This is a genomic window from Burkholderia sp. JP2-270, from assembly GCF_003233675.1.
Taxonomy (GTDB): domain Bacteria; phylum Pseudomonadota; class Gammaproteobacteria; order Burkholderiales; family Burkholderiaceae; genus Burkholderia; species Burkholderia pyrrocinia_C.
Genome location: NZ_CP029824.1, coordinates 1,308,671 through 1,328,113 on the forward strand (window position 1 = coordinate 1,308,671; position 19,443 = coordinate 1,328,113).

Consider the following 19,443-nt stretch of genomic DNA (forward strand, 5'->3'; position numbering starts at 1 on the left):
CCCACATGGGAGCGACGATGGAATGCGTGTTTTGCCGTGAAGACGGCGGCGAGGTGCTCTGGCGCGACGACGCGCTGCGCGTCGTGCTGGCGACGGGCGAGCACGACTACCCGGGCTTCTGCCGGGTGATCTGGGGCGCGCATGTGGCCGAGTTTTCCGATCTCGGCGAACCCGAGCGGGCACACCTGATGCGCGTGGTCTACGCGGTCGAGCGGGCCGTGCGCCGCGTGATGCAGCCGAACAAGGTGAATCTCGCGAGCCTCGGCAACATGGTGCCGCACGTGCACTGGCACGTGATCCCGCGCTTCTCGAACGATGCCCATTTCCCGCAGCCCGTGTGGGCGCCGCGCCAGCGCGGCGTGTCCGAGGCGCTGCTGCGCACGCGCGCCGCGCAGGCCTCGCTGCTGCACAATGCGGTGCGCGAGGAAATTCAACGAACGACCGATTCGAGGCAGCCATGAGCGGTTTGACTTCCACGACGCCGATTCCGTCCGGCGTCGTCGTGCACGCGGTGTCGCGCGTGCTCGAATTGCAGTACCCGAACGGCGACAGCTACCGGATTCCGTTCGAGCTGATGCGCGTCTATTCGCCGTCGGCCGAGGTGCGCGGCCACGGGCCCGGCCAGGAGACGCTGCAGACGGGCAAGCGCGAGGTGACGATCACCGCGCTCGAAGGCGTCGGCAACTATGCGCTGCAGCCGACGTTCTCCGACGGCCATTCGACCGGCATCTACTCGTGGGACCTGCTGTACGAACTGGCGACGCAGCAGGACGCGCTGTGGCGCGACTATTTCGACAAACTGAAGGCGGCGGGCGCCGATCGCGACGCCCCGATGCAGGCGGCCGCGGCGCCGCACGGCCACTGCCACTGAAATCGACGGCGCCCGTTCGGCGCCGTCTTGCCATTTACTGAGGATCAACGCGATGAGCAAAACCCACTTCGGCTTCGAAAGCGTCGAGGAAAATGAAAAAGCGAAGAAAGTGGCGGGTGTGTTCCATTCGGTCGCGAGCAACTACGATCTGATGAACGACCTGATGTCGGCGGGCATGCACCGCGCGTGGAAGGCGTTCACGATCGCACAGGCGAATGTGCGCCCCGGCTTCAAGGTGCTCGATATCGCGGCCGGCACCGGCGACCTGACCAAGTCGTTCGCGAAGGCGGCCGGGCCGACGGGCGAGGTCTGGCATACGGACATCAACGAATCGATGCTGCGCGTCGGCCGCGACCGGCTGCTCGACAAGGGCATCGTGACGCCGTCGCTGCTGTGCGACGCGGAGAAAATTCCCTTTCCGGACAACTACTTCGATGTCGTCACGGTCGCGTTCGGGCTGCGCAACATGACGCACAAGGACGCCGCGCTGGCGGAAATGCGCCGCGTGACGAAGCCCGGCGGCCGCGTGATGGTGCTGGAATTCTCGAAAGTCTGGGATCCGCTGAAAAAAGCGTACGATCTGTATTCTTTCAAAGTATTACCGTGGCTTGGCGACAAGTTCGCGAAAGATGCTGAAAGTTACCGGTATCTTGCTGAATCTATTCGGATGCACCCCGATCAGGACACGCTGAAGACGATGATGGAACAAGCGGGCCTCGATGCCGTCAAATATTACAATTTGTCAGGTGGCGTGGTAGCTTTACACATGGGAACCAAGTACTAAGGGGTTCTTTCCATACATTCGCCTTACATCTGGAGAAAGTGATGTCCGAATCGCGTTCGTTGTTCAACCGTAGCAAGCCGTCGAAGCCGTGGGCTCGACGGGTCGGCACGCTGCTGATGGTCGGCCTGCTCACGGCCGGCACGTTCGCGTCGCTCGACGCCGAAGCCAAGCGTATGGGCGGCGGGCGCAGCATCGGTCGCCAGAACTCCACCGTCACGCAGCGCCAGGCCACGCCGCCCGCGCAGCAGCCGATGCAGCAGGCCGCGCCGTCGCAGGCGCAGCGTGCGAACCCGGCCGCGCCCGCGCCGGCCGCGCAGCCCAACCGCTCGCGCTGGCTCGGGCCGATCGCCGGCCTCGCGGCCGGTCTCGGCATCGCGGCGCTGCTGTCGCACTTCGGTCTCGGCGAAGCGTTTGCCGGCATGATGTCGAACATCATCGTGATCGCGCTGCTCGCGATGATCGGCATCTGGCTGGTGCGCAAGTTCATGAACCGCCGTCGCTCGCAGGAGCCGGCGTATTCGGTCGGCGGTTCGGCGTCGTCGTCGGGCGGCTACTCGCAAAGCCCGTCGTTCCAGCAGGGCAACACCGGCAGCAACCAGGCGGGCAGCGGCAGCAGCTATGCGAACGAAGCGCAAGGCGTGTTCGGCGGCGGTGCCGCGGCTGCCGGCGCGGCAGCGGGTGCGATGGCCTCGGCCGCACCGCTCCAGGTGCCGGCCGGCTTCGACACCGAAGCGTTCCTGCGCAGCGCGAAGGTCTATTTCGTGCGCCTGCAGGCTGCGTGGGACCAAGGTAACCTGGCCGACATCCGCGAGTTCACGACGCCCGAAATGTTCGCCGAGATCAAGATCGACCTCGATTCGCGCGGCAGCGAGTCGAACCAGACCGACGTCGTGCAGCTCGACGCGGAACTGGTCGCGATCGAGGATCGCGGCATCGAGCAGTCGGCGAGCGTGCGCTTCCACGGCCTGATCCGCGAATCGGCGAATGCGTCGGCCGCGCCGTTCGACGAAGTGTGGAACCTGTCGAAGTCGGGCAGTCAGGGCTGGCTGCTCGCGGGCATCCAGCAGCTCAACACGCACTGAGCGTGACCGGCGTCCCGCGCCGCGGGACGCCCGGGCGAGCGCCGCCGCACTGCGACCGCTTGCCGCCCGGGTGTACGGTCGGGCGCGGTCTGCCGACGATCCGACGTTACAATAGAAACCCGCGTGGGCGCCCGGCCTGCGCGGGTTTTTCTTTCCCAGCCCGATGACCTTTGCCGCCAAGCCTTTTGCTGCTGCTGTCAATCACCTGCTCGCGCGCGAATCGTGGGCGCGCGACCGCCTGATTCCGTATGCGGGCAAGACTGCCCGGATCGACGTGCCCCCCGTCACGCTCACGCTGCTGGTGGCGCCCGACGGCTATCTGTCGGCTGTCGACGCGCACGATGCGCAACAGGTCGACGTGTCGATCGCACTCGCGGGCGACACGGTCGCCGCGTTCCTGCAGGGCGGCCAGGCGGCCGTGATGAAGCACGTGAAGATCGACGGCGATGCGGAGTTCGCGACGCAGATCGCGAAGCTGGCCGAGCACCTGCGCTGGGAACCGGAAGAAGATCTCGCGAAGCTGGTCGGCGACGCGGCGGCGCACCGGATCGCGACGGTCGTGCGCGACGCCGGCGCACGCGCGCGACGCACTGGCCGCAACGTGCTCGATTCCGTCGCCGAGTACTGGCTCGACGAGAATCCGCAAGTCGTCCGGCGCACGGCGCTCGGCGGCTTCGACGCCGAACTGGCGCGCGCGCGCGATGCGCTCGCGCGGGTCGAAAAGCGGGTCGAGCGACTCGAACAAAAAATCGGCGCGCGCACGGGTTCAGGCCCGCGCGGCGCGCACTGAGGGCCGCAGGGCATGCGCATTTTCCGTTTCATCAAGATTGTTTACACCGTCATCCGCTTTGGTCTCGACGAAGTGATGCTGTCCCGGATCGACGACCGTCGCGTGAAGCTGCTGCTGCGGATCACGACGATCGGCCGCCGCTATTCCGATCCGCCCGCCGTGCGGCTGCGTCATGCGCTCGAAAGCCTCGGCCCGATCTTCGTGAAGTTCGGCCAGGTGCTGTCGACGCGCCGCGACCTGCTGTCGGTCGATTTCGCGAACGAACTCGCGAAGCTGCAGGACCAGGTGCCGCCGTTCGATTCGGCGGTCGCGATCGCGATCATCGAGAAGTCGCTCGGTGCGCCGGTCGACGAGCTGTTCGACGAATTCGAGCGCGAGCCGATCGCGAGCGCGTCGATCGCACAGGTGCATTTCGCGAAACTCAAGCAGGGCTTGCACGCGGGCAAGGCCGTCGCCGTGAAGGTGCTGCGCCCGAACATGCTGTCCGTGATCGATTCGGATCTCGCGCTGATGCGCGACATCGCCATCTGGACCGAGCGCATGTGGGCCGATGGCCGGCGCCTGAAGCCGCGCGAGGTCGTCGCCGAATTCGACAAGTACCTGCACGACGAGCTCGATCTGATGCGCGAGGCCGCGAACGGCAGTCAGTTGCGCCGCAATTTCGCGGGCCTCGACCTGCTGCTCGTGCCCGAGATGTTCTGGGATTTCTCGACGTCGCAGGTGCTCGTGATGGAGCGCATGACCGGCGTGCCGATCAGCCAGGTCGAGACGCTGCGATCGGCCGGCGTCGACATCAAGAAGCTCGCGCGCGAAGGCGTCGAGATCTTCTTCACGCAGGTGTTCCGCGACGGCTTCTTCCATGCGGACATGCATCCCGGCAACATCCAGGTGAGCCTCGACCCGAACACGTTCGGCCGCTACATCGCGCTCGATTTCGGGATCGTCGGCGCGCTGTCCGATTTCGACAAGAATTACCTCGCGCAGAACTTCCTCGCGTTCTTCAAGCGCGACTATCATCGCGTCGCGACGCTCCACCTCGAGTCGGGCTGGGTGCCGCCCGAGACGCGCGTCGAGGAGCTCGAAAGTGCGATCCGCGCAGTGTGCGAGCCGTATTTCGACCGTGCGCTGAAGGACATCTCGCTCGGCCAGGTGCTGATGCGCCTGTTCTCGACGTCGCGCCGCTTCAACGTCGAGATCCAGCCGCAACTCGTGCTGCTGCAGAAGACCATGCTGAACGTCGAAGGGCTTGGCCGCTCGCTCGACCCCGAACTCGACCTGTGGAAGACCGCGAAGCCTTACCTCGAGCGCTGGATGACCGAGCAGATCGGCCTGCGCGGCTGGTACGAGCGCTTCAAGGTCGAGGCGCCGCAGTGGAGCAAGACGCTGCCGCAACTGCCGCGCCTGATCCATCACGCGATGGCCGCGCGTCATGACGCGCCGCGCGCCGCGAGCGAGGACCTGATGCGCCAGGTCCTCGTCGAGCAGAAACGTACGAACCGGCTGCTGCAGGCGCTGCTGATCTTCGGCCTCGCCGTCGGCGTCGGGGCGCTCGTCGCGCGCGTGCTGCTGGCGCTCGCGTACGGCGCATGACCGAAAGGAGCAGCGCGATGTCCGATCCGAAGCAACCGGCCGCGCCGGCCGCCGCCGATTTCGCGACGCGCGACCCGGGCAGCGCATCGTTCTGGGACGAGCGTTTCGAGCGCGGCGTGACGCCGTGGGAATTCGGCGGCGTGCCGGACGGCTTTCGCGTATTCGCGCACCGGCTCGAGCCGTGCGCGGTGCTGATTCCCGGCTGCGGCAGTGCGCAGGAGGCCGGGTGGCTCGCGCAAGCCGGCTGGCCCGTGCGTGCGATCGATTTCTCCGCGCAGGCGGTGGCTTCCGCGAAGGCGCAGCTCGGCGCGCATGCGGACGTCGTCGAGCAGGCCGATTTCTTCACGTACCGGCCGCCGTTCGACGTGCAGTGGGTGTACGAGCGCGCGTTCCTGTGCGCGCTGCCGCCGAGCCTGCGCGCCGGCTATGCAGCACGGATGGCCGGGTTGCTGCCCACGGACGGATTGCTGGCCGGCTATTTCTTCCTGACGGCGAAACCGAAGGGGCCGCCGTTCGGGATCGAGCGTGCCGAACTCGACGCGCTGCTTGAGCCGCACTTCGAACTGCTCGAGGATTTGCCCGTGACCGATTCGCTGCCGGTGTTCGAAGGGCACGAGCGCTGGCTCACATGGCGCCGCCGCTGATGCCCGGGCGTCACGGCCATTGCCGGGGCGCGCCAGGGTTTCGGCTATAATTCAAGGTTTTGCAAGCCGTTTCCAGTTTCTGCGGGAAAAATATCATGCCGATCTACGCCTATCGATGCGAAGCGTGTGGTTTCGCGAAGGACGTGCTCCAGAAGATGAGCGACGCGCCGCTGTCGCAGTGCCCGGAATGCGGGAAGGATGCGTTTCGCAAGCAGGTGACTGCCGCGGGCTTTCAGCTGAAGGGTTCGGGTTGGTATGTCACCGATTTTCGCGGCGGCTCGGGCGGCGCCAGCGCACCGGCGACGGCGTCGGGCGACGCGGCGCCGGCAGCCGCTGCGGCGGCCACGCCCGCAGCAGACGCGCCGGCTGCATCGAGCAGTTCCGAAAGCACGACGACGAGCGCAGCGCCCGCCCCGGCCGCAGCGCCCGCCGCCAGCAGTTGACCGTCGCGGCCCGGCCGGGTCGCGACCACCCCGCGCCGCCGGCGCGGTTCATTGACGGCAGATGATGAAAAAGACGACCCTGAAATCGGTGTTTCTGACCGGCCTGCTGGTTCTCGTCCCGCTCGCGATCACGCTGTGGGTGCTCGGCCTCATCATCGGCACGATGGATCAGACGCTGCTCCTGCTGCCCGAATCGTGGCAGCCCGAGCGGCTGCTCGGCTTCCACCTGCCGGGGATCGGCGCGGTGCTGACGCTCGCGTTCATCTTCGTCGTCGGGCTGGCCACGCGGAATTTCATCGGCCAGAAGCTCGTCACCTGGTGGAATGCGGTCGTGCGCCACATCCCGGTCGTCGGGCCGATCTACACAAGCGTCAAGCAAGTATCGGACACGCTGCTGTCGAGTAGCGGCAACGCGTTCCGCAAGGCGCTGCTGATCGAATACCCGCGCCGCGGCTCGTATACGATCGCGTTTCTGACCGGCACGCCCGGCGGCGACGTGCTCAATCATCTGACGGAAGAATACGTGAGCGTGTACATCCCGACGACGCCGAACCCGACGTCGGGCTTCTTCCTGATGCTGCCGAAGAGCGAAGTCATCGAACTCGACATGTCGGTCGATGCCGCGCTGAAGTACATCGTCTCGATGGGCGTCGTGGCGCCCCTGGCGCCGGCTCCGGCGCCCGCCCGCCGCCCCGTCGAGCCGCCGCTGTAAGTAAAGAATCATCGCCCGGGCCGCGCGTTGCGGCGCCCGTTGATCAAACCGAACGAAAGCAAACATCATGTCGATGCGTACTGAATACTGCGGTCTCGTGACCGAACACCTGCTGGGCCAAACCGTGTCGCTGTGCGGCTGGGTGCAGCGCCGCCGCGATCATGGCGGTGTGATCTTCATCGACCTGCGCGATCGTGAAGGCCTCGTGCAGGTGGTGTGCGACCCGGATCGCGCGGAGATGTTCGCGACCGCCGAAGGCGTGCGCAACGAGTTCTGCGTGCAGATCAAGGGCCTCGTGCGCAACCGTCCGGACGGCACGGTCAACGCCGGCCTGAAGAGCGGCAAGATCGAAGTGCTGTGCCACGAACTGAACGTGCTGAATGCGTCGGTTACGCCGCCGTTCCAGCTCGACGACGACAACCTGTCGGAAACGACGCGTCTCACGCACCGCGTGCTCGACCTGCGCCGTCCGCAGATGCAGCACAACCTGCGCCTGCGCTACCGCGTCGCGATCGAGGCGCGCAAGTACCTCGACGAGCAGGGCTTCATCGACATCGAAACGCCGATGCTGACGAAGAGCACGCCGGAAGGCGCGCGCGACTACCTCGTGCCGTCGCGCGTGAACGCCGGCCAGTTCTTCGCGCTGCCGCAGTCGCCGCAGCTGTTCAAGCAGCTGCTGATGGTCGCGAACTTCGACCGTTACTACCAGATCACCAAGTGCTTCCGCGACGAAGATCTCCGTGCCGACCGTCAGCCGGAGTTCACGCAGATCGACTGCGAGACGTCGTTCCTCGGCGAACAGGAAATCCGTGACCTGTTCGAAGACATGATCCGTCACATCTTCAAGACGACGATCGACGTCGAGCTCGACGCGACCTTCCCGGTGATGCCGTACTCGGAAGCGATGGCGCGTTTCGGTTCGGACAAGCCGGACCTGCGCGTGCAGCTCGAATTCACCGAGCTGACCGACGCGATGAAGGACGTCGACTTCAAGGTGTTCAGCACGCCGGCCAACGCGAAGGACGGCCGGGTCGCGGCGCTGCGCGTTCCGAAGGGCGGCGAGCTGTCGCGCGGCGACATCGACGGCTACACGGAATTCGTGCGCATCTACGGCGCGAAGGGCCTCGCATGGATCAAGGTCAACGAGAAGGCGAAGGGCCGCGACGGCCTGCAAAGCCCGATCGTCAAGAACCTGCACGACGCGTCGATCGCGGCGATCCTCGAGCGAACCGGCGCTGAAGACGGCGACATCATCTTCTTCGCGGCCGACCGCGCGAAGGTCGTCAACGACAGCCTCGGCGCGCTGCGCCTGAAGATCGGCCATTCGGAATTCGGCAAGGCGAACGGCCTCGTCCAGGCCGGCTGGAAGCCGCTGTGGGTCGTCGATTTCCCGATGTTCGAATACGACGACGAAGATGCGCGCTACGTCGCTGCGCACCACCCGTTCACGAGCCCGAAGGACGAGCACCTCGAGTACCTCGAGACCGACCCGGGCCGCTGCCTCGCGAAGGCATACGACATGGTGCTGAACGGCTGGGAAATCGGCGGCGGCTCGGTGCGTATCCATCGCGAGGAAGTGCAGAGCAAGGTGTTCCGCGCGCTGAAGATCGGCGCGGAAGAGGCTCAGCTGAAGTTCGGCTTCCTGCTGGACGCACTGCAGTACGGCGCGCCGCCGCACGGCGGTATCGCATTCGGCCTCGACCGGATCGTCACGATGATGGCCGGCGCCGACTCGATCCGCGACGTGATCGCGTTCCCGAAGACGCAGCGTGCGCAGGATCTGCTCACGCAGGCGCCGAGCCCGGTCGATGAGCGTCAGCTGCGCGAACTGCACATCCGCCTGCGTCAGCCGGAGCAGCCGAAGGCGTAACGCGCTGCTCGCAGGTCGTGTGTGCGGCGACGCGCACACGACACAACTGAAAAAGGCGCCGCGATGCGCCTTTTTCATTTTTTGCGGTACAGTCGCAGCACTTGCCGCACGTTCGGAGCACATGCCCGGCGCGCGGCCCCGTGCCGCATGAAACCAAGATGACGAAGCCGCCGAAAATCCCCGAATCCGTTCTCGTCGTGATCTACACGCCCGACCTCGATGTGCTGGTGATCAAGCGTGCCGACCAGCCCGATTTCTGGCAATCGGTGACCGGATCGAAGGATGCGCTCGACGAGCCGCTCGCGGTCACGGCCGCGCGCGAAGTGGCCGAGGAAACCGGCATCTCGGTCGGCACGCCGGACGTGCCGGCCACCGCGCTGGTCGACTGGCGCCACCGGATCGAATACACGATCTATCCGCAATACCTGCACCGCTACGCACCCGGCGTCACGCGCAACACCGAGCACTGGTTCGGCCTGTGCGTGCCGCGTCGCGTCGACGTGACGCTGTCGCCGCGCGAACATGTGGATCACGCATGGCTGCCGTTCCGCGAGGCGGCCGCACGCTGCTTCTCGCCGTCGAACGCGGAGGCGATCCTGCAATTGCCCGTGCGCGTCGCACTCGCGCGCACGCCGCACGGCTCGTCCGCATGAATGCGGAGACCCGCAAGCGCTTCGCGCAATTGCGGCAGATGTTCCTGCAGGAACGCGGCTCCGCGTCGCGGCTCGCGTTCACGGCGGGTAACACGGTGCGGCTGTGCGAGGGCGGCGGCGAATTCTTCCGGGCGCTGATTGAACGGATCGATGCCGCGCGCGAGCAGGTGATGCTCGAAACCTATATCTTCTGCGACGATGCGGCCGGCCGGCCGGTATCGGACGCGCTGATCCGCGCGGCGCAGCGCGGCGTGCGCGTGCGCGTGATCACCGACGGCGTCGGCACCGCGCGCCTGCCGCTGTTCGACACGTGGGCAGAGGCCGGCGTCGAGCACTGCATCTACAACCGTTTCCTGTTCGGCCGCTTCGGCTTCTCGCGCACGCACCGCAAGCTCGCGGTGATCGATCACGCGGCCGCGTTCTGCGGCGGCATCAACATCATCGACGACTACGCGCAAAACGGCACGACGCTGCCGTTTCCGCGCTGGGATTTCGCGGTCGAGATGGCGGGGCCGGCAGTGTCCGACGTGCGCGCCGCTTTCGAGCTGCAGTGGCACCGGATCCTGTTCGGCCACAAGCCGTACGCACAGTACGCGGCCGGGCTGCATGGCGGCGAAGCGTTTCCCGACATGTTCCGGCGCTGGATACGCAGCCACCGGTGGATCAAGGCCGGCGCGCTGCGGGTCGTGACGGAGCCGAGCGTCGCGTTTGTCGCGCGCGACAACATCGTGAACCGCCGTGCGATCGAAAAGGCCTATCTCGCGGCGATCGGCCAGGCGCGTCAGCGGATCCTGGTCGCGAATCCGTACTTCATGCCCGGCCGCAAGCTGCGCCGCGCGCTGACGGGCGCCGCGCGACGCGGCGTCGACGTGCGGATTCTGATCGGCCGCAAGGAGTTCGCGGCGCTCGATACGGCCGTGCCGTTCCTTTATCACACGCTGCTGCGCGCGGGCGTGCGCGTCGCCGAATACGACAAGACGATGCTGCACGGCAAGGTGGCCGTGATCGATGACAACTGGGCGACAGTCGGCTCGTCGAATCTGGACGCGCTGAGCCTGATGCTGAACAATGAGGCGAACGTCGTGCTGGTGCGCTACGATTCGGTCACGAACGAACTGCGCGACGCGATCGCGGCCGCGTTCGCCGACGGCCGGGAGATCGACGCCGCGCGATTCGCCGCGCGCCCGCGCATCGAGCGTATGCTGAACTGGCTCGCCTATACCGTGTATCGCGTCGTGATGAAGGCGCTGACGGTCGGCAGTTACGACTGACGCAGACTAAGCATTCGCTTCAAAAAATCTGTCCGCACGTTCGTGCGGAAAAGCCGCTCCGGTCCCGCCGGAATCGCGCAAAATAGCGGCTCGGTTAGACACCGGTTTCTAATAATTTCCTTGTTTCGCGAGCGGCCGCACTCAATAATAGTACGGCCGTTCGATTTTATTCGAACCCCCGAACGGTTACAGAAATAGCTATGCGAAAAGGCGAACAGACGCGTGCCGCGATACTTGAAGCTGCTTTGGACCTCGCCAGCCGTGACGGGCTGGAGGGGCTGACGATCGGCCTGCTGGCCGAGCGCATGCAGATGAGCAAGAGTGGCGTGTTCGCGCACTTCGGATCGCGCGAGGACCTGCAGGTGGAGGTCGTCCGCGAGTATCACCATCGTTTCGAAAACGAGGTGTTCTTTCCGAGCCTGCGCGAAGCGCGCGGTCTGCCGCGTCTGCGGGCGATGCTGGCGCGCTGGATCGAGAAGCGCATCCAGGAGGTGACGACTGGATGCATCTACATCAGCGGCGCAGTGGAGTACGACGACCGGCCGGACAGCCCCGTGCGCGAGCAGTTGATCGCGAGCGTGACGGCCTGGCGTGCCGCGTTGCTGCGCGCTATTTCGCAGGCGATGGAAGAGGGGCATCTGCGCACGGATACCGATCCGGACCTGATGCTCTTCGAGTTGTACAGCTTCACGCTCGGCCTGCACCACGACGCACGTTTCCTGCATTCGCCGGATGCCGTGCGCCTCACGTGGGCCGCGCTGGAAAAGACGATTGTTTCGTATCAGAGCGAGAGCCGTTAGCGGCGCGTGATCCGCCCGCCAGGAGCTCGAGCCGTTTTGCCCACCTTTGGAGAGAGTCATGGGACAGTACGCCGCGCCGCTGCGCGACATGCAATTCGTGTTGCACGAGCTTCTGAACGTCGAAGCCGAAGTCAAGCAAATGCCCAAGCATGCGGACCTCGACGCCGACACGATCAACCAGGTCCTCGAGGAGGCGGGCAAGTTCTGCTCCGAGGTACTGTTCCCGCTGAACCAGGTCGGCGACCGCGAAGGCTGCACGTATGAAGGCGACGGTGTCGTGAAGACCCCGACCGGCTTCAAGGAAGCCTACCGGCAATACGTCGAGGCCGGCTGGCCGGCTCTCGGCTGCGATCCGGACTACGGCGGCCAGGGCCTGCCCGCGTTCGTGAACAACGCGCTCTACGAGATGATGAACTCGGCGAACCAGGCATGGACGATGTATCCGGGCCTGTCGCACGGCGCGTACGAATGCCTGCACGCGCACGGCGCACCGGAACTGCAGAAGGCCTACCTGCCGAAGCTCGTGACGGGCGAATGGACCGGCACGATGTGCCTGACCGAGCCGCACTGCGGCACCGACCTCGGCATCCTGCGCACCAAGGCCGAACCGAACGGCGACGGCTCGTACTCGATCAGCGGCACGAAGATCTTCATCTCGAGCGGCGAACACGACATGGCCGAGAACATCGTCCACCTCGTGCTCGCGCGCCTGCCGGACGCGCCGCAGGGCACGAAGGGCATCTCGCTGTTCATCGTGCCGAAGTTCATTCCCGATGCAGCGGGCGAGCCGGGCGAGCGCAACGGCATCAAGTGCGGCTCGATCGAGCACAAGATGGGCATCCACGGCAACTCGACCTGCGTGATGAACCTCGACAACGCGAAGGGCTGGATGGTCGGCGAGCCGAACAAGGGCTTGAACGCGATGTTCGTGATGATGAACGCGGCCCGTCTCGGCGTCGGCGCGCAGGGCCTCGGCCTCACGGAAGTCGCGTACCAGAACTCGCTCACGTATGCGAAGGAGCGCCTGCAGATGCGCTCGCTGACGGGCCCGAAGGCGCCGGACAAGCCCGCCGACCCGATCATCGTGCACCCGGACGTGCGCCGCATGCTGCTCACGCAGAAGGCGTACGCGGAAGGCGCGCGCGCGTTCACGTACTGGTCCGCGCTGCAGATCGACAAGGAGCTGTCGCACGCCGATGAAGCGGTGCGCAAGGAAGCGGCCGACCTCGTCGCGCTGCTCACGCCGATCATCAAGGCGTTCCTGACCGACAACGCGTTCGAGTGCACGAACCACGCGATGCAGATCTACGGCGGTCACGGCTTCATCTCCGAGTGGGGCATGGAGCAATACGTGCGCGACGCGCGGATCAACATGATCTACGAAGGCACGAACTCGATCCAGTCGCTCGACCTGCTGGGCCGCAAGGTGCTCGGCGACATGGGCGCGAAGCTGAAGAAGTTCGGCAAGCTCGTCACGGAATTTGCGGAAGCCGAAGGCGTGAAGCCGGAAATGGCCGAGTTCATCAACCCGCTCGCCGACATCGGCGACAAGGTGCAGAAGCTGACGATGGAAATCGGCATGAAGGCGATGCAGAACCCCGACGAAGTCGGCGCTGCCGCCGTGCCGTACCTGCGCACCGTCGGCCATCTGGTGTTCTCGTACTTCTGGGCACGGATGGCGCGCATCGCACTCGACAACGAAGCGTCGGGCGATCCGTTCTACAAGTCGAAGCTCGCGACGGCCCGTTTCTACTTCGCGCGCCTGCTGCCCGAAACGGCATCGACGATCCGCGCCGCGCGCGCCGGCTCGAAGACGCTGATGGAAGTCGACGAATCGCTGTTCTGACGCGAGTCCGGGCGGTGCGCGATGCGCGCCGCCCGAACGCAACGGTTCCTGGTACTCACTTCTCCGTGCAGCCCTCACAACCCGCGCTGCACGACACTATCCGGAGACATCCCGTGAGCAATTTCCTGATTCGCAAGGTCGCCGTGCTGGGCGCCGGCGTGATGGGCGCGCAGATCGCCGCGCACCTCATCAACGCGCGCGTGCCGGTGCTGCTGTTCGACCTGCCGGCCAAGGAAGGCCCGAAAAACGCGATCGCGCTGAAGGCGATCGAGAACCTGAAGAAGCTGTCGCCCGCGCCGTTCGGCGTGAAGGACGACGCGAAGTACCTCGAGGCGGCGAACTACGAAGACGACATCGCGAAGCTGGCCGAATGCGACGTCGTGATCGAGGCGATCGCCGAGCGGATGGACTGGAAGCACGACTTGTACAAGAAGGTCGCGCCGCACATCGCGCCGAACGCGATCTTCGCGACCAACACGTCGGGCCTGTCGATCACGAAGCTGTCCGAAGGTTTCTCGGACGAGCTGAAGGCGCGCTTCTGCGGCGTGCACTTCTTCAACCCGCCGCGCTACATGCACCTCGTCGAGCTGATCCCGACCGCGCATACGCGCCCGGAGATCCTCGACCAGCTCGAGACGTTCCTGACGAGCATCGTCGGCAAGGGCGTCGTGCGCGCGAAGGACACGCCGAACTTCATCGCGAACCGCGTCGGCATCTTCTCGATCCTCGCGGTGATCACCGAGGCCGCGAAGTTCGGCCTGCGCTTCGACGAAGTCGATGACCTGACGGGCAGCCGCCTCGGCCGCGCGAAATCAGCGACGTTCCGCACCGCGGACGTGGTCGGCCTCGACACGATGGCGCACGTGATCAAGACGATGCAGGACAACCTCGCCGACGATCCGTTCTTCCCGGTCTACCAGACGCCTGCCGTGCTCGCCGAACTGGTGAAGCAGGGCGCGCTCGGCCAGAAGACGGGCGGCGGTTTCTACAAGAAGGAAGGCAAGGCGATCAAGGTGCTCGACGCGAAGACGGGCGCCTACGTCGATTCGGGTGCGAAGGCCGACGAAACGGTCGGCCGCATCCTGAAGCGTCCGCCGGCCGAGCGCCTGAAGCTGCTGCGCGAGACGGACCATCCGCATGCGCAGTTCCTGTGGTCGATCTTCCGCGACGTGTTCCACTATATCGGCGTGCATCTCGAGTCGATCGCCGACAACGCGCGCGACGTCGACCTCGCGATCCGCTGGGGCTTCGGCTGGAACGAAGGCCCGTTCGAAGGCTGGCAGGCTGCCGGCTGGAAGCAGGTCGCCGAGTGGGTGCAGGAAGACATCGCGGCCGGCAAGGCGCTCGCGAACGTGCCGCTGCCGTTGTGGGTGCTCGAAGGCCCGGTCGCCGAGCAGGGCGGCGTGCACACGGCCGAAGGCTCGTGGGCGCCGGCAGCGCAGCGCTTCGTGCCGCGTTCGGACCTCGCGGTCTACAACAAGCAGGTGTTCCGCGCGCCGCTGCTCGGCGAAACCGGTGCCGATCCGAAGACCTACGGCAAGACGCTGTTCGAAACCGACGCGGTGCGCGCCTGGGTCGACGACCGTGCGGGCGAGGACGACGTCGTGATCGTGTCGTTCAAGTCGAAGATGAACACGATCGGACCGAGCGTGATCGACGGTCTCGTGCAGGCGATCGAGCTCGCGGAGAAGGACTACAAGGGCGTGGTGATCTGGCAGCCGACGTCGCTGAAGCTCGGCACGCCGGGCGGCCCGTTCTCGGCCGGCGCGAACCTCGAGGAGGCGATGCCCGCGTTCATGATGGGCGGCGCGAAGGGGATCGAGCCGTTCGTGAAGAAGTTCCAGGAAGGCATGCTGCGCGTGAAGTACGCGAACGTGCCGGTCGTTGCGGCCGTGTCGGGCATCGCGCTCGGCGGCGGGTGCGAGCTGATGCTGCACAGCGCGAAGCGCGTCGCGCACGTCGAGAGCTACATCGGTCTCGTCGAAGTGGGCGTCGGCCTCGTGCCGGCGGGCGGCGGCCTGAAGGAAGCGGCGCTGCGCGCGGCGGATGCCGCAACGGCCGCGAACGCGACCACCGACATCCTGAAGTTCGTCACGAAGTCGTTCGAGAACGCGGCGATGGCGAAGGTGTCGGCGTCCGCGCACGATGCGCGTGCGATGGGCTACCTGAAGCCGTCCGACACGATCATCTTCAACGTGTTCGAACTGCTCGACACCGCGAAGAAGGAGGCGCGTGCGCTGGCCGCAAGCGGCTACCGCGCACCGCTGCGGGCGAAGGACGTGCCGGTCGCGGGCCGCTCGGCGATCGCGACGATCAAGGCATCGCTCGTCAACATGCGTGACGGCCGCTTCATCAGCGAGCACGACTACCTGATCGCGAGCCGCATCGCCGAAGCCGTGTGCGGCGGCGACGTCGAAGCCGGCAGCCTCGTTGACGAGCAGTGGCTGCTCGCGCTCGAGCGCCGCGCGTTCGTCGAGCTGCTCGGCACGCAGAAGACGCAGGAACGGATCATGGGCATGTTGCAGACCGGCAAGCCGGTGCGTAACTGAGCGAGCGGACAAGGAGTCTGAAATGAGCAAACAATTGCAAGACGCATACATCGTCGCCGCCAGCCGCACGCCGATCGGCAAGGCCCCGCGCGGTGTATTCAAGAACACGCGCCCGGACGAGCTGCTGGTCCACGCGATCAGGTCGGCGGTCGCGCAGGTGCCCGGCTTCGACACGAAGCTGATCGAGGACGCGATCATCGGCTGCGCGATTCCGGAAGCCGAGCAGGGCCTGAACGTCGCGCGGATGGGCGCGCTGCTCGCGGGCCTGCCGCAGACGGTCGGCGGCGTGACGGTCAACCGCTTCTGCGCGTCGGGCATCACGGCGCTCGCGATGGCGGCCGACCGCATCCGCGTCGGCGAGTCGGACGCGCTGCTCGCGGGCGGCTGCGAATCGATGAGCATGGTGCCGATGATGGGTAACAAGCCGTCGATGTCGCCGCACATCTTCGATCGCAACGAAGACTTCGGCATCGCTTACGGGATGGGCCTGACGGCCGAGCGTGTCGCCGACCAGTGGAAGGTGAGCCGTGAAGACCAGGACGCGTTCTCGGTCGAGTCGCACCGGAAGGCGCTCGCCGCGCAGCAGGCCGGCGAGTTCAACGACGAGATCGCCGCGTACACGCTCACCGAGCGTTTCCCGAACCTCGCGACCGGCGAAGTCGACGTGAAGACGCGCGAGATTGCGCTCGACGAAGGCCCGCGCGCGGACACGTCGCTCGAAGGCCTCGCGAAGCTGCGCACGGTGTTCGCGAACAAGGGCTCGGTGACGGCCGGCAACAGCTCGCAGACGTCGGACGGCGCGGGTGCGCTGCTCGTCGTGTCGGAGAAGGTGCTCAAGGAATTCAACCTGACGCCGCTCGCGCGCTTCGTGAGCTTCGCGGTGCGCGGCGTGCCGCCGGAAATCATGGGCATCGGTCCGAAGGAAGCGATTCCGGCCGCGCTGAAGGCCGCGGGCCTGAAGCAGGACGATCTCGACTGGATCGAGCTGAACGAGGCGTTCGCCGCGCAATCGCTGGCGGTGATCCGCGATCTCGGCCTCGACCCGTCGAAGGTCAACCCGCTGGGCGGCGCGATCGCACTCGGCCACCCGCTCGGCGCGACCGGCGCGATCCGCGCGGCGACCGTCGTGCACGGCCTGCGCCGCCGCAACCTGAAGTACGGGATGGTCACGATGTGCGTCGGCACCGGCATGGGTGCCGCGGGCATCATCGAACGCCTGTAAGCGGGACGCGACGAAAAGCGACGACGGTGCGCGGGCCACGAGCTCGCGCACCGTTTTTTTCATTCCGATAGAGGAAAGTCAAAGGAGACGGTTGTGGCCGAAATTCAAGTGGAACGCGCCGACGGCGTGATGACGATCACGATCGCGCGCCCGGCGAAGAAAAACGCGCTGACGGCGGCGATGTACCAGACGATGGCCGATGCACTCGCCGAAGCGCAGGAAGACAAGGCGGTACGCGTGATCCTGCTGCGCGGCGGCGACGGCAATTTCAGCTCGGGGAACGATCTCGAGGATTTCGTGAAGGCGCCGCCGAAGGACGAGAACGCACCGGTGTTCCAGTTTCTCGCGCAGATCAGCAGCGCGCAGAAGCCGATCGTGGCCGCGGTGCCGGGCATCGCGGTCGGCGTCGGCGTGACGATGCTGCTGCACTGCGATCTCGTCTATGCGGCCGACACCGCGACGTTCTCGCTGCCGTTCGCGCAGCTCGGGCTGTGCCCGGAAGCCGCGTCGAGCGTGCTGCTGCCGCGCCTGGCCGGCCATCAGGTCGCCGCCGAGAAGCTGCTGCTCGGCGAGGCGTTCGATGCGCTGGAAGCGCACCGGATCGGCATCGTCAACCGCGTGCTGCCGGCCGCCGAGCTCGACGCGTTCGCGGCGAAGCAGGCGGCGAAGCTCGCGGCGCTGCCGGCGTCGTCGCTGCGCGTGACGAAGGCGCTGCTGAAGGATACGGGCGGCGTGGCGACCGCCGCGCGGATGGCCGAAGAGGCGGGCCACTTCTCCGCGATGCTGCGCGCGCCGGAAGCGCGCGAGGCGATGACCGCGTTCTTCGAGAAGCGCAAGCCGGATTTCCGTCAGTTCGACTGACACCGGGCACACGTGCGTTGCCGCCGCGGATTCCTTCGCCGTCCGAGGCGCCACGCTAGCCCCCGCGAGCCGCCGACCGCGCGGCTTCCGTTCGGTCTTCACGGCCGATGCGTCAATCGACGCGTCGGCTCGAACCTGCGCCGCTGCGCGTTCGGGCGGCGTTCCGCGTTTCCCAGCGCCGTTCTGCGGCCGCACTGCACTCGCAACGCGCGTCGGTGTCGACGATGGCGTGGCGTGATGCCGCGGCCGGCGTCTCTCATGTCCTGGCGCAGCGCCGTCATGTTTCCCGTTCCGCCATTGCCGCCCGCTATCCGCGGTGCCTGAGCGACGGCTCCATATTCGTTGCGCGATAGGCCATCGCCGGCAATCGTGCGGGGGTGCCGGCGCACCGACTCGCTCCGCTCGGGGCGGTTCCGGCTCACCTCGGCAAAGCTTGTCCGCCGTCAAGTTGCACTGCGGCAATTTTCCGTACAGTTCGCGCACAGGTCGCCGCGGCCGGATGCGTCGCGCGATGGCGGCGTACGGCCAGCAGTTCTTCTCAACGACAATCAGGCGAACGAACAATGATCGGACGAATCACCGGCGGAGCGCGTGCGGCGCCCGTCATCGGGCTGCTGGCGGCACTCGCCGGATGCAGCGACCTTCACGTGCTCGATCCGAAGGGCGCGGTGGGCGTCGCCGAGAAATCGCTGATCGCGACGGCGACGTGGGCGATGCTGATCGTCGTCGTGCCGGTGATCCTGCTGACGCTTTACTTCGCGTGGCGTTACCGCGCGTCGAACCGCAACGCAACCTACGCGCCGAACTGGTCGCACTCGACCGCGATCGAAGTCGTGATCTGGACGGTGCCGACGCTGATCATCCTGTTCCTCGGCATCCTCACGTGGCGGACGACGCACGAGCTCGACCCGTACAAGCCGCTCGAATCGTCGGTCAAGCCGATCGATGTCGAGGTTGTCGCGCTCGACTGGAAGTGGCTGTTCATCTATCCGGAGCTTGGCATCGCGTCGGTCAACCAGCTCGCGATTCCGGTGGGTACGCCGGTGAATTTCCGCATCACGTCGGACTCGGTGATGAACTCGTTCTTCATCCCGCAGCTCGGCAGCCAGGTCTATGCGATGGCCGGCATGCAGACGCGCCTGCACCTGATCGCCGACGAGGCGGGCAGCTACGCGGGCGTGTCCGCCAACTACAGCGGCCGCGGCTTCTCCGACATGAAGTTCCGCACGCTCGCCGAGCCGCGCGAGCAGTTCGACGCGTGGGTGAAGAAGGTGAAGGCGTCGTCCGACCGGCTCGACATGACCGCATACGGCGCGGTCGCGCAGCCGAGCGAGAAGGCGCCGGTGCGCTACTTCTCGTCGGTGGATCCGAAGCTCTTTCACAACATCATCGCGAAATACAACAACGGCCACGTCCTCGACCCGAAGGACGCCGCCTGCACGACGAAGGGGTAAC

General features: G+C 66.2%; 18 protein-coding genes. All 18 read left to right on the plus strand.

What is annotated here, in order from left to right; genetic code table 11:
* The first annotated feature begins 17 nt into the window (after window positions 1–17).
* The 18 genes from DM992_RS06280 to cyoA all read left to right on the plus strand — a co-directional run bounded on the left by DM992_RS06280 (window position 18) and on the right by cyoA (window position 19,442).
* Complete coding sequence (locus tag DM992_RS06280) at window positions 18–461, plus strand: HIT family protein (RefSeq protein WP_111016128.1); 444 nt, start codon at window positions 18–20, stop codon at window positions 459–461.
* The gene (locus tag DM992_RS06285) at window positions 458–871 is read left to right on the plus strand and encodes a DUF971 domain-containing protein (protein WP_034179009.1); all 414 of its coding nucleotides are present in this window, start codon (window positions 458–460) and stop codon (window positions 869–871) included. Before DM992_RS06280 ends, DM992_RS06285 begins: the two co-directional genes overlap by 4 nt.
* Window positions 872–923: 52 nt before the next feature.
* Complete coding sequence (gene ubiE, locus DM992_RS06290) at window positions 924–1,655, plus strand: bifunctional demethylmenaquinone methyltransferase/2-methoxy-6-polyprenyl-1,4-benzoquinol methylase UbiE (RefSeq protein ID WP_111016129.1); 732 nt, start codon at window positions 924–926, stop codon at window positions 1,653–1,655.
* Window positions 1,656–1,696: 41 nt separating this feature from the next.
* Window positions 1,697–2,737, plus strand: coding sequence for a TIM44-like domain-containing protein (locus DM992_RS06295; protein ID WP_111016130.1), 1,041 nt, complete (start codon window positions 1,697–1,699; stop codon window positions 2,735–2,737).
* A gap of 163 nt (window positions 2,738–2,900) precedes the next feature.
* Window positions 2,901–3,527, plus strand: a complete 627-nt coding sequence (locus tag DM992_RS06300; protein WP_162631598.1) for an SCP2 sterol-binding domain-containing protein — start codon at window positions 2,901–2,903, stop codon at window positions 3,525–3,527.
* A 12-nt stretch (window positions 3,528–3,539) separates the two neighbouring features.
* Window positions 3,540–5,117, plus strand: coding sequence for a ubiquinone biosynthesis regulatory protein kinase UbiB (gene ubiB / locus DM992_RS06305; RefSeq protein WP_072443505.1), 1,578 nt, complete (start codon window positions 3,540–3,542; stop codon window positions 5,115–5,117).
* A gap of 17 nt (window positions 5,118–5,134) precedes the next feature.
* Complete coding sequence (locus tag DM992_RS06310; RefSeq protein WP_111017831.1) at window positions 5,135–5,761, plus strand: SAM-dependent methyltransferase; 627 nt, start codon at window positions 5,135–5,137, stop codon at window positions 5,759–5,761.
* A 95-nt stretch (window positions 5,762–5,856) separates the two neighbouring features.
* Complete coding sequence (locus DM992_RS06315; protein WP_111016132.1) at window positions 5,857–6,204, plus strand: FmdB family zinc ribbon protein; 348 nt, start codon at window positions 5,857–5,859, stop codon at window positions 6,202–6,204.
* 61 nt (window positions 6,205–6,265) lie between these two features.
* On the plus strand, window positions 6,266–6,916 hold the full coding sequence (locus tag DM992_RS06320) for a DUF502 domain-containing protein (RefSeq protein ID WP_162631599.1): 651 nt from the start codon (window positions 6,266–6,268) through the stop codon (window positions 6,914–6,916).
* 67 nt (window positions 6,917–6,983) lie between these two features.
* Complete coding sequence (aspS, locus tag DM992_RS06325) at window positions 6,984–8,786, plus strand: aspartate--tRNA ligase (protein WP_034179002.1); 1,803 nt, start codon at window positions 6,984–6,986, stop codon at window positions 8,784–8,786.
* A gap of 158 nt (window positions 8,787–8,944) precedes the next feature.
* On the plus strand, window positions 8,945–9,439 hold the full coding sequence (gene nudB / locus DM992_RS06330) for a dihydroneopterin triphosphate diphosphatase (RefSeq protein ID WP_034179429.1): 495 nt from the start codon (window positions 8,945–8,947) through the stop codon (window positions 9,437–9,439).
* Window positions 9,436–10,710, plus strand: coding sequence for a cardiolipin synthase ClsB (clsB, locus tag DM992_RS06335; protein ID WP_111016133.1), 1,275 nt, complete (start codon window positions 9,436–9,438; stop codon window positions 10,708–10,710). The genes nudB and clsB overlap by 4 nt, the downstream gene beginning before the upstream one ends.
* 200 nt (window positions 10,711–10,910) lie before the next feature.
* The gene (locus tag DM992_RS06340; protein WP_034179000.1) at window positions 10,911–11,510 is read left to right on the plus strand and encodes a TetR/AcrR family transcriptional regulator; all 600 of its coding nucleotides are present in this window, start codon (window positions 10,911–10,913) and stop codon (window positions 11,508–11,510) included.
* A 58-nt stretch (window positions 11,511–11,568) separates the two neighbouring features.
* Window positions 11,569–13,356 carry an acyl-CoA dehydrogenase C-terminal domain-containing protein gene (locus DM992_RS06345; protein ID WP_111016134.1) on the plus strand — a complete coding sequence of 596 codons (1,788 nt, stop codon included), beginning with the start codon at window positions 11,569–11,571 and terminating at the stop codon, window positions 13,354–13,356.
* Window positions 13,357–13,469: 113 nt separating this feature from the next.
* Window positions 13,470–15,905, plus strand: coding sequence for a 3-hydroxyacyl-CoA dehydrogenase/enoyl-CoA hydratase family protein (locus DM992_RS06350; RefSeq protein WP_111016135.1), 2,436 nt, complete (start codon window positions 13,470–13,472; stop codon window positions 15,903–15,905).
* Between the two features lie 22 nt (window positions 15,906–15,927).
* Window positions 15,928–17,127, plus strand: coding sequence for an acetyl-CoA C-acyltransferase (locus tag DM992_RS06355; protein WP_034178997.1), 1,200 nt, complete (start codon window positions 15,928–15,930; stop codon window positions 17,125–17,127).
* 93 nt (window positions 17,128–17,220) lie between these two features.
* The gene (locus tag DM992_RS06360; protein ID WP_111016136.1) at window positions 17,221–17,988 is read left to right on the plus strand and encodes an enoyl-CoA hydratase; all 768 of its coding nucleotides are present in this window, start codon (window positions 17,221–17,223) and stop codon (window positions 17,986–17,988) included.
* 563 nt (window positions 17,989–18,551) lie between these two features.
* Complete coding sequence (gene cyoA / locus DM992_RS06365) at window positions 18,552–19,442, plus strand: ubiquinol oxidase subunit II (protein ID WP_111016137.1); 891 nt, start codon at window positions 18,552–18,554, stop codon at window positions 19,440–19,442.
* Window position 19,443 lies beyond the last annotated feature (1 nt).

Coding starts and splice junctions, on each gene's coding strand:
- DM992_RS06280 (WP_111016128.1), top strand. CDS start 18: ATGGAATGCGTGTTTTGCCGTGAAGACGGCGGCGAGGTGCTCTGGCGC.
- DM992_RS06285 (WP_034179009.1), top strand. CDS start 458: ATGAGCGGTTTGACTTCCACGACGCCGATTCCGTCCGGCGTCGTCGTG.
- ubiE (WP_111016129.1), top strand. CDS start 924: ATGAGCAAAACCCACTTCGGCTTCGAAAGCGTCGAGGAAAATGAAAAA.
- DM992_RS06295 (WP_111016130.1), top strand. CDS start 1,697: ATGTCCGAATCGCGTTCGTTGTTCAACCGTAGCAAGCCGTCGAAGCCG.
- DM992_RS06300 (WP_162631598.1), top strand. CDS start 2,901: ATGACCTTTGCCGCCAAGCCTTTTGCTGCTGCTGTCAATCACCTGCTC.
- ubiB (WP_072443505.1), top strand. CDS start 3,540: ATGCGCATTTTCCGTTTCATCAAGATTGTTTACACCGTCATCCGCTTT.
- DM992_RS06310 (WP_111017831.1), top strand. CDS start 5,135: ATGTCCGATCCGAAGCAACCGGCCGCGCCGGCCGCCGCCGATTTCGCG.
- DM992_RS06315 (WP_111016132.1), top strand. CDS start 5,857: ATGCCGATCTACGCCTATCGATGCGAAGCGTGTGGTTTCGCGAAGGAC.
- DM992_RS06320 (WP_162631599.1), top strand. CDS start 6,266: ATGATGAAAAAGACGACCCTGAAATCGGTGTTTCTGACCGGCCTGCTG.
- aspS (WP_034179002.1), top strand. CDS start 6,984: ATGTCGATGCGTACTGAATACTGCGGTCTCGTGACCGAACACCTGCTG.
- nudB (WP_034179429.1), top strand. CDS start 8,945: ATGACGAAGCCGCCGAAAATCCCCGAATCCGTTCTCGTCGTGATCTAC.
- clsB (WP_111016133.1), top strand. CDS start 9,436: ATGAATGCGGAGACCCGCAAGCGCTTCGCGCAATTGCGGCAGATGTTC.
- DM992_RS06340 (WP_034179000.1), top strand. CDS start 10,911: ATGCGAAAAGGCGAACAGACGCGTGCCGCGATACTTGAAGCTGCTTTG.
- DM992_RS06345 (WP_111016134.1), top strand. CDS start 11,569: ATGGGACAGTACGCCGCGCCGCTGCGCGACATGCAATTCGTGTTGCAC.
- DM992_RS06355 (WP_034178997.1), top strand. CDS start 15,928: ATGAGCAAACAATTGCAAGACGCATACATCGTCGCCGCCAGCCGCACG.
- cyoA (WP_111016137.1), top strand. CDS start 18,552: ATGATCGGACGAATCACCGGCGGAGCGCGTGCGGCGCCCGTCATCGGG.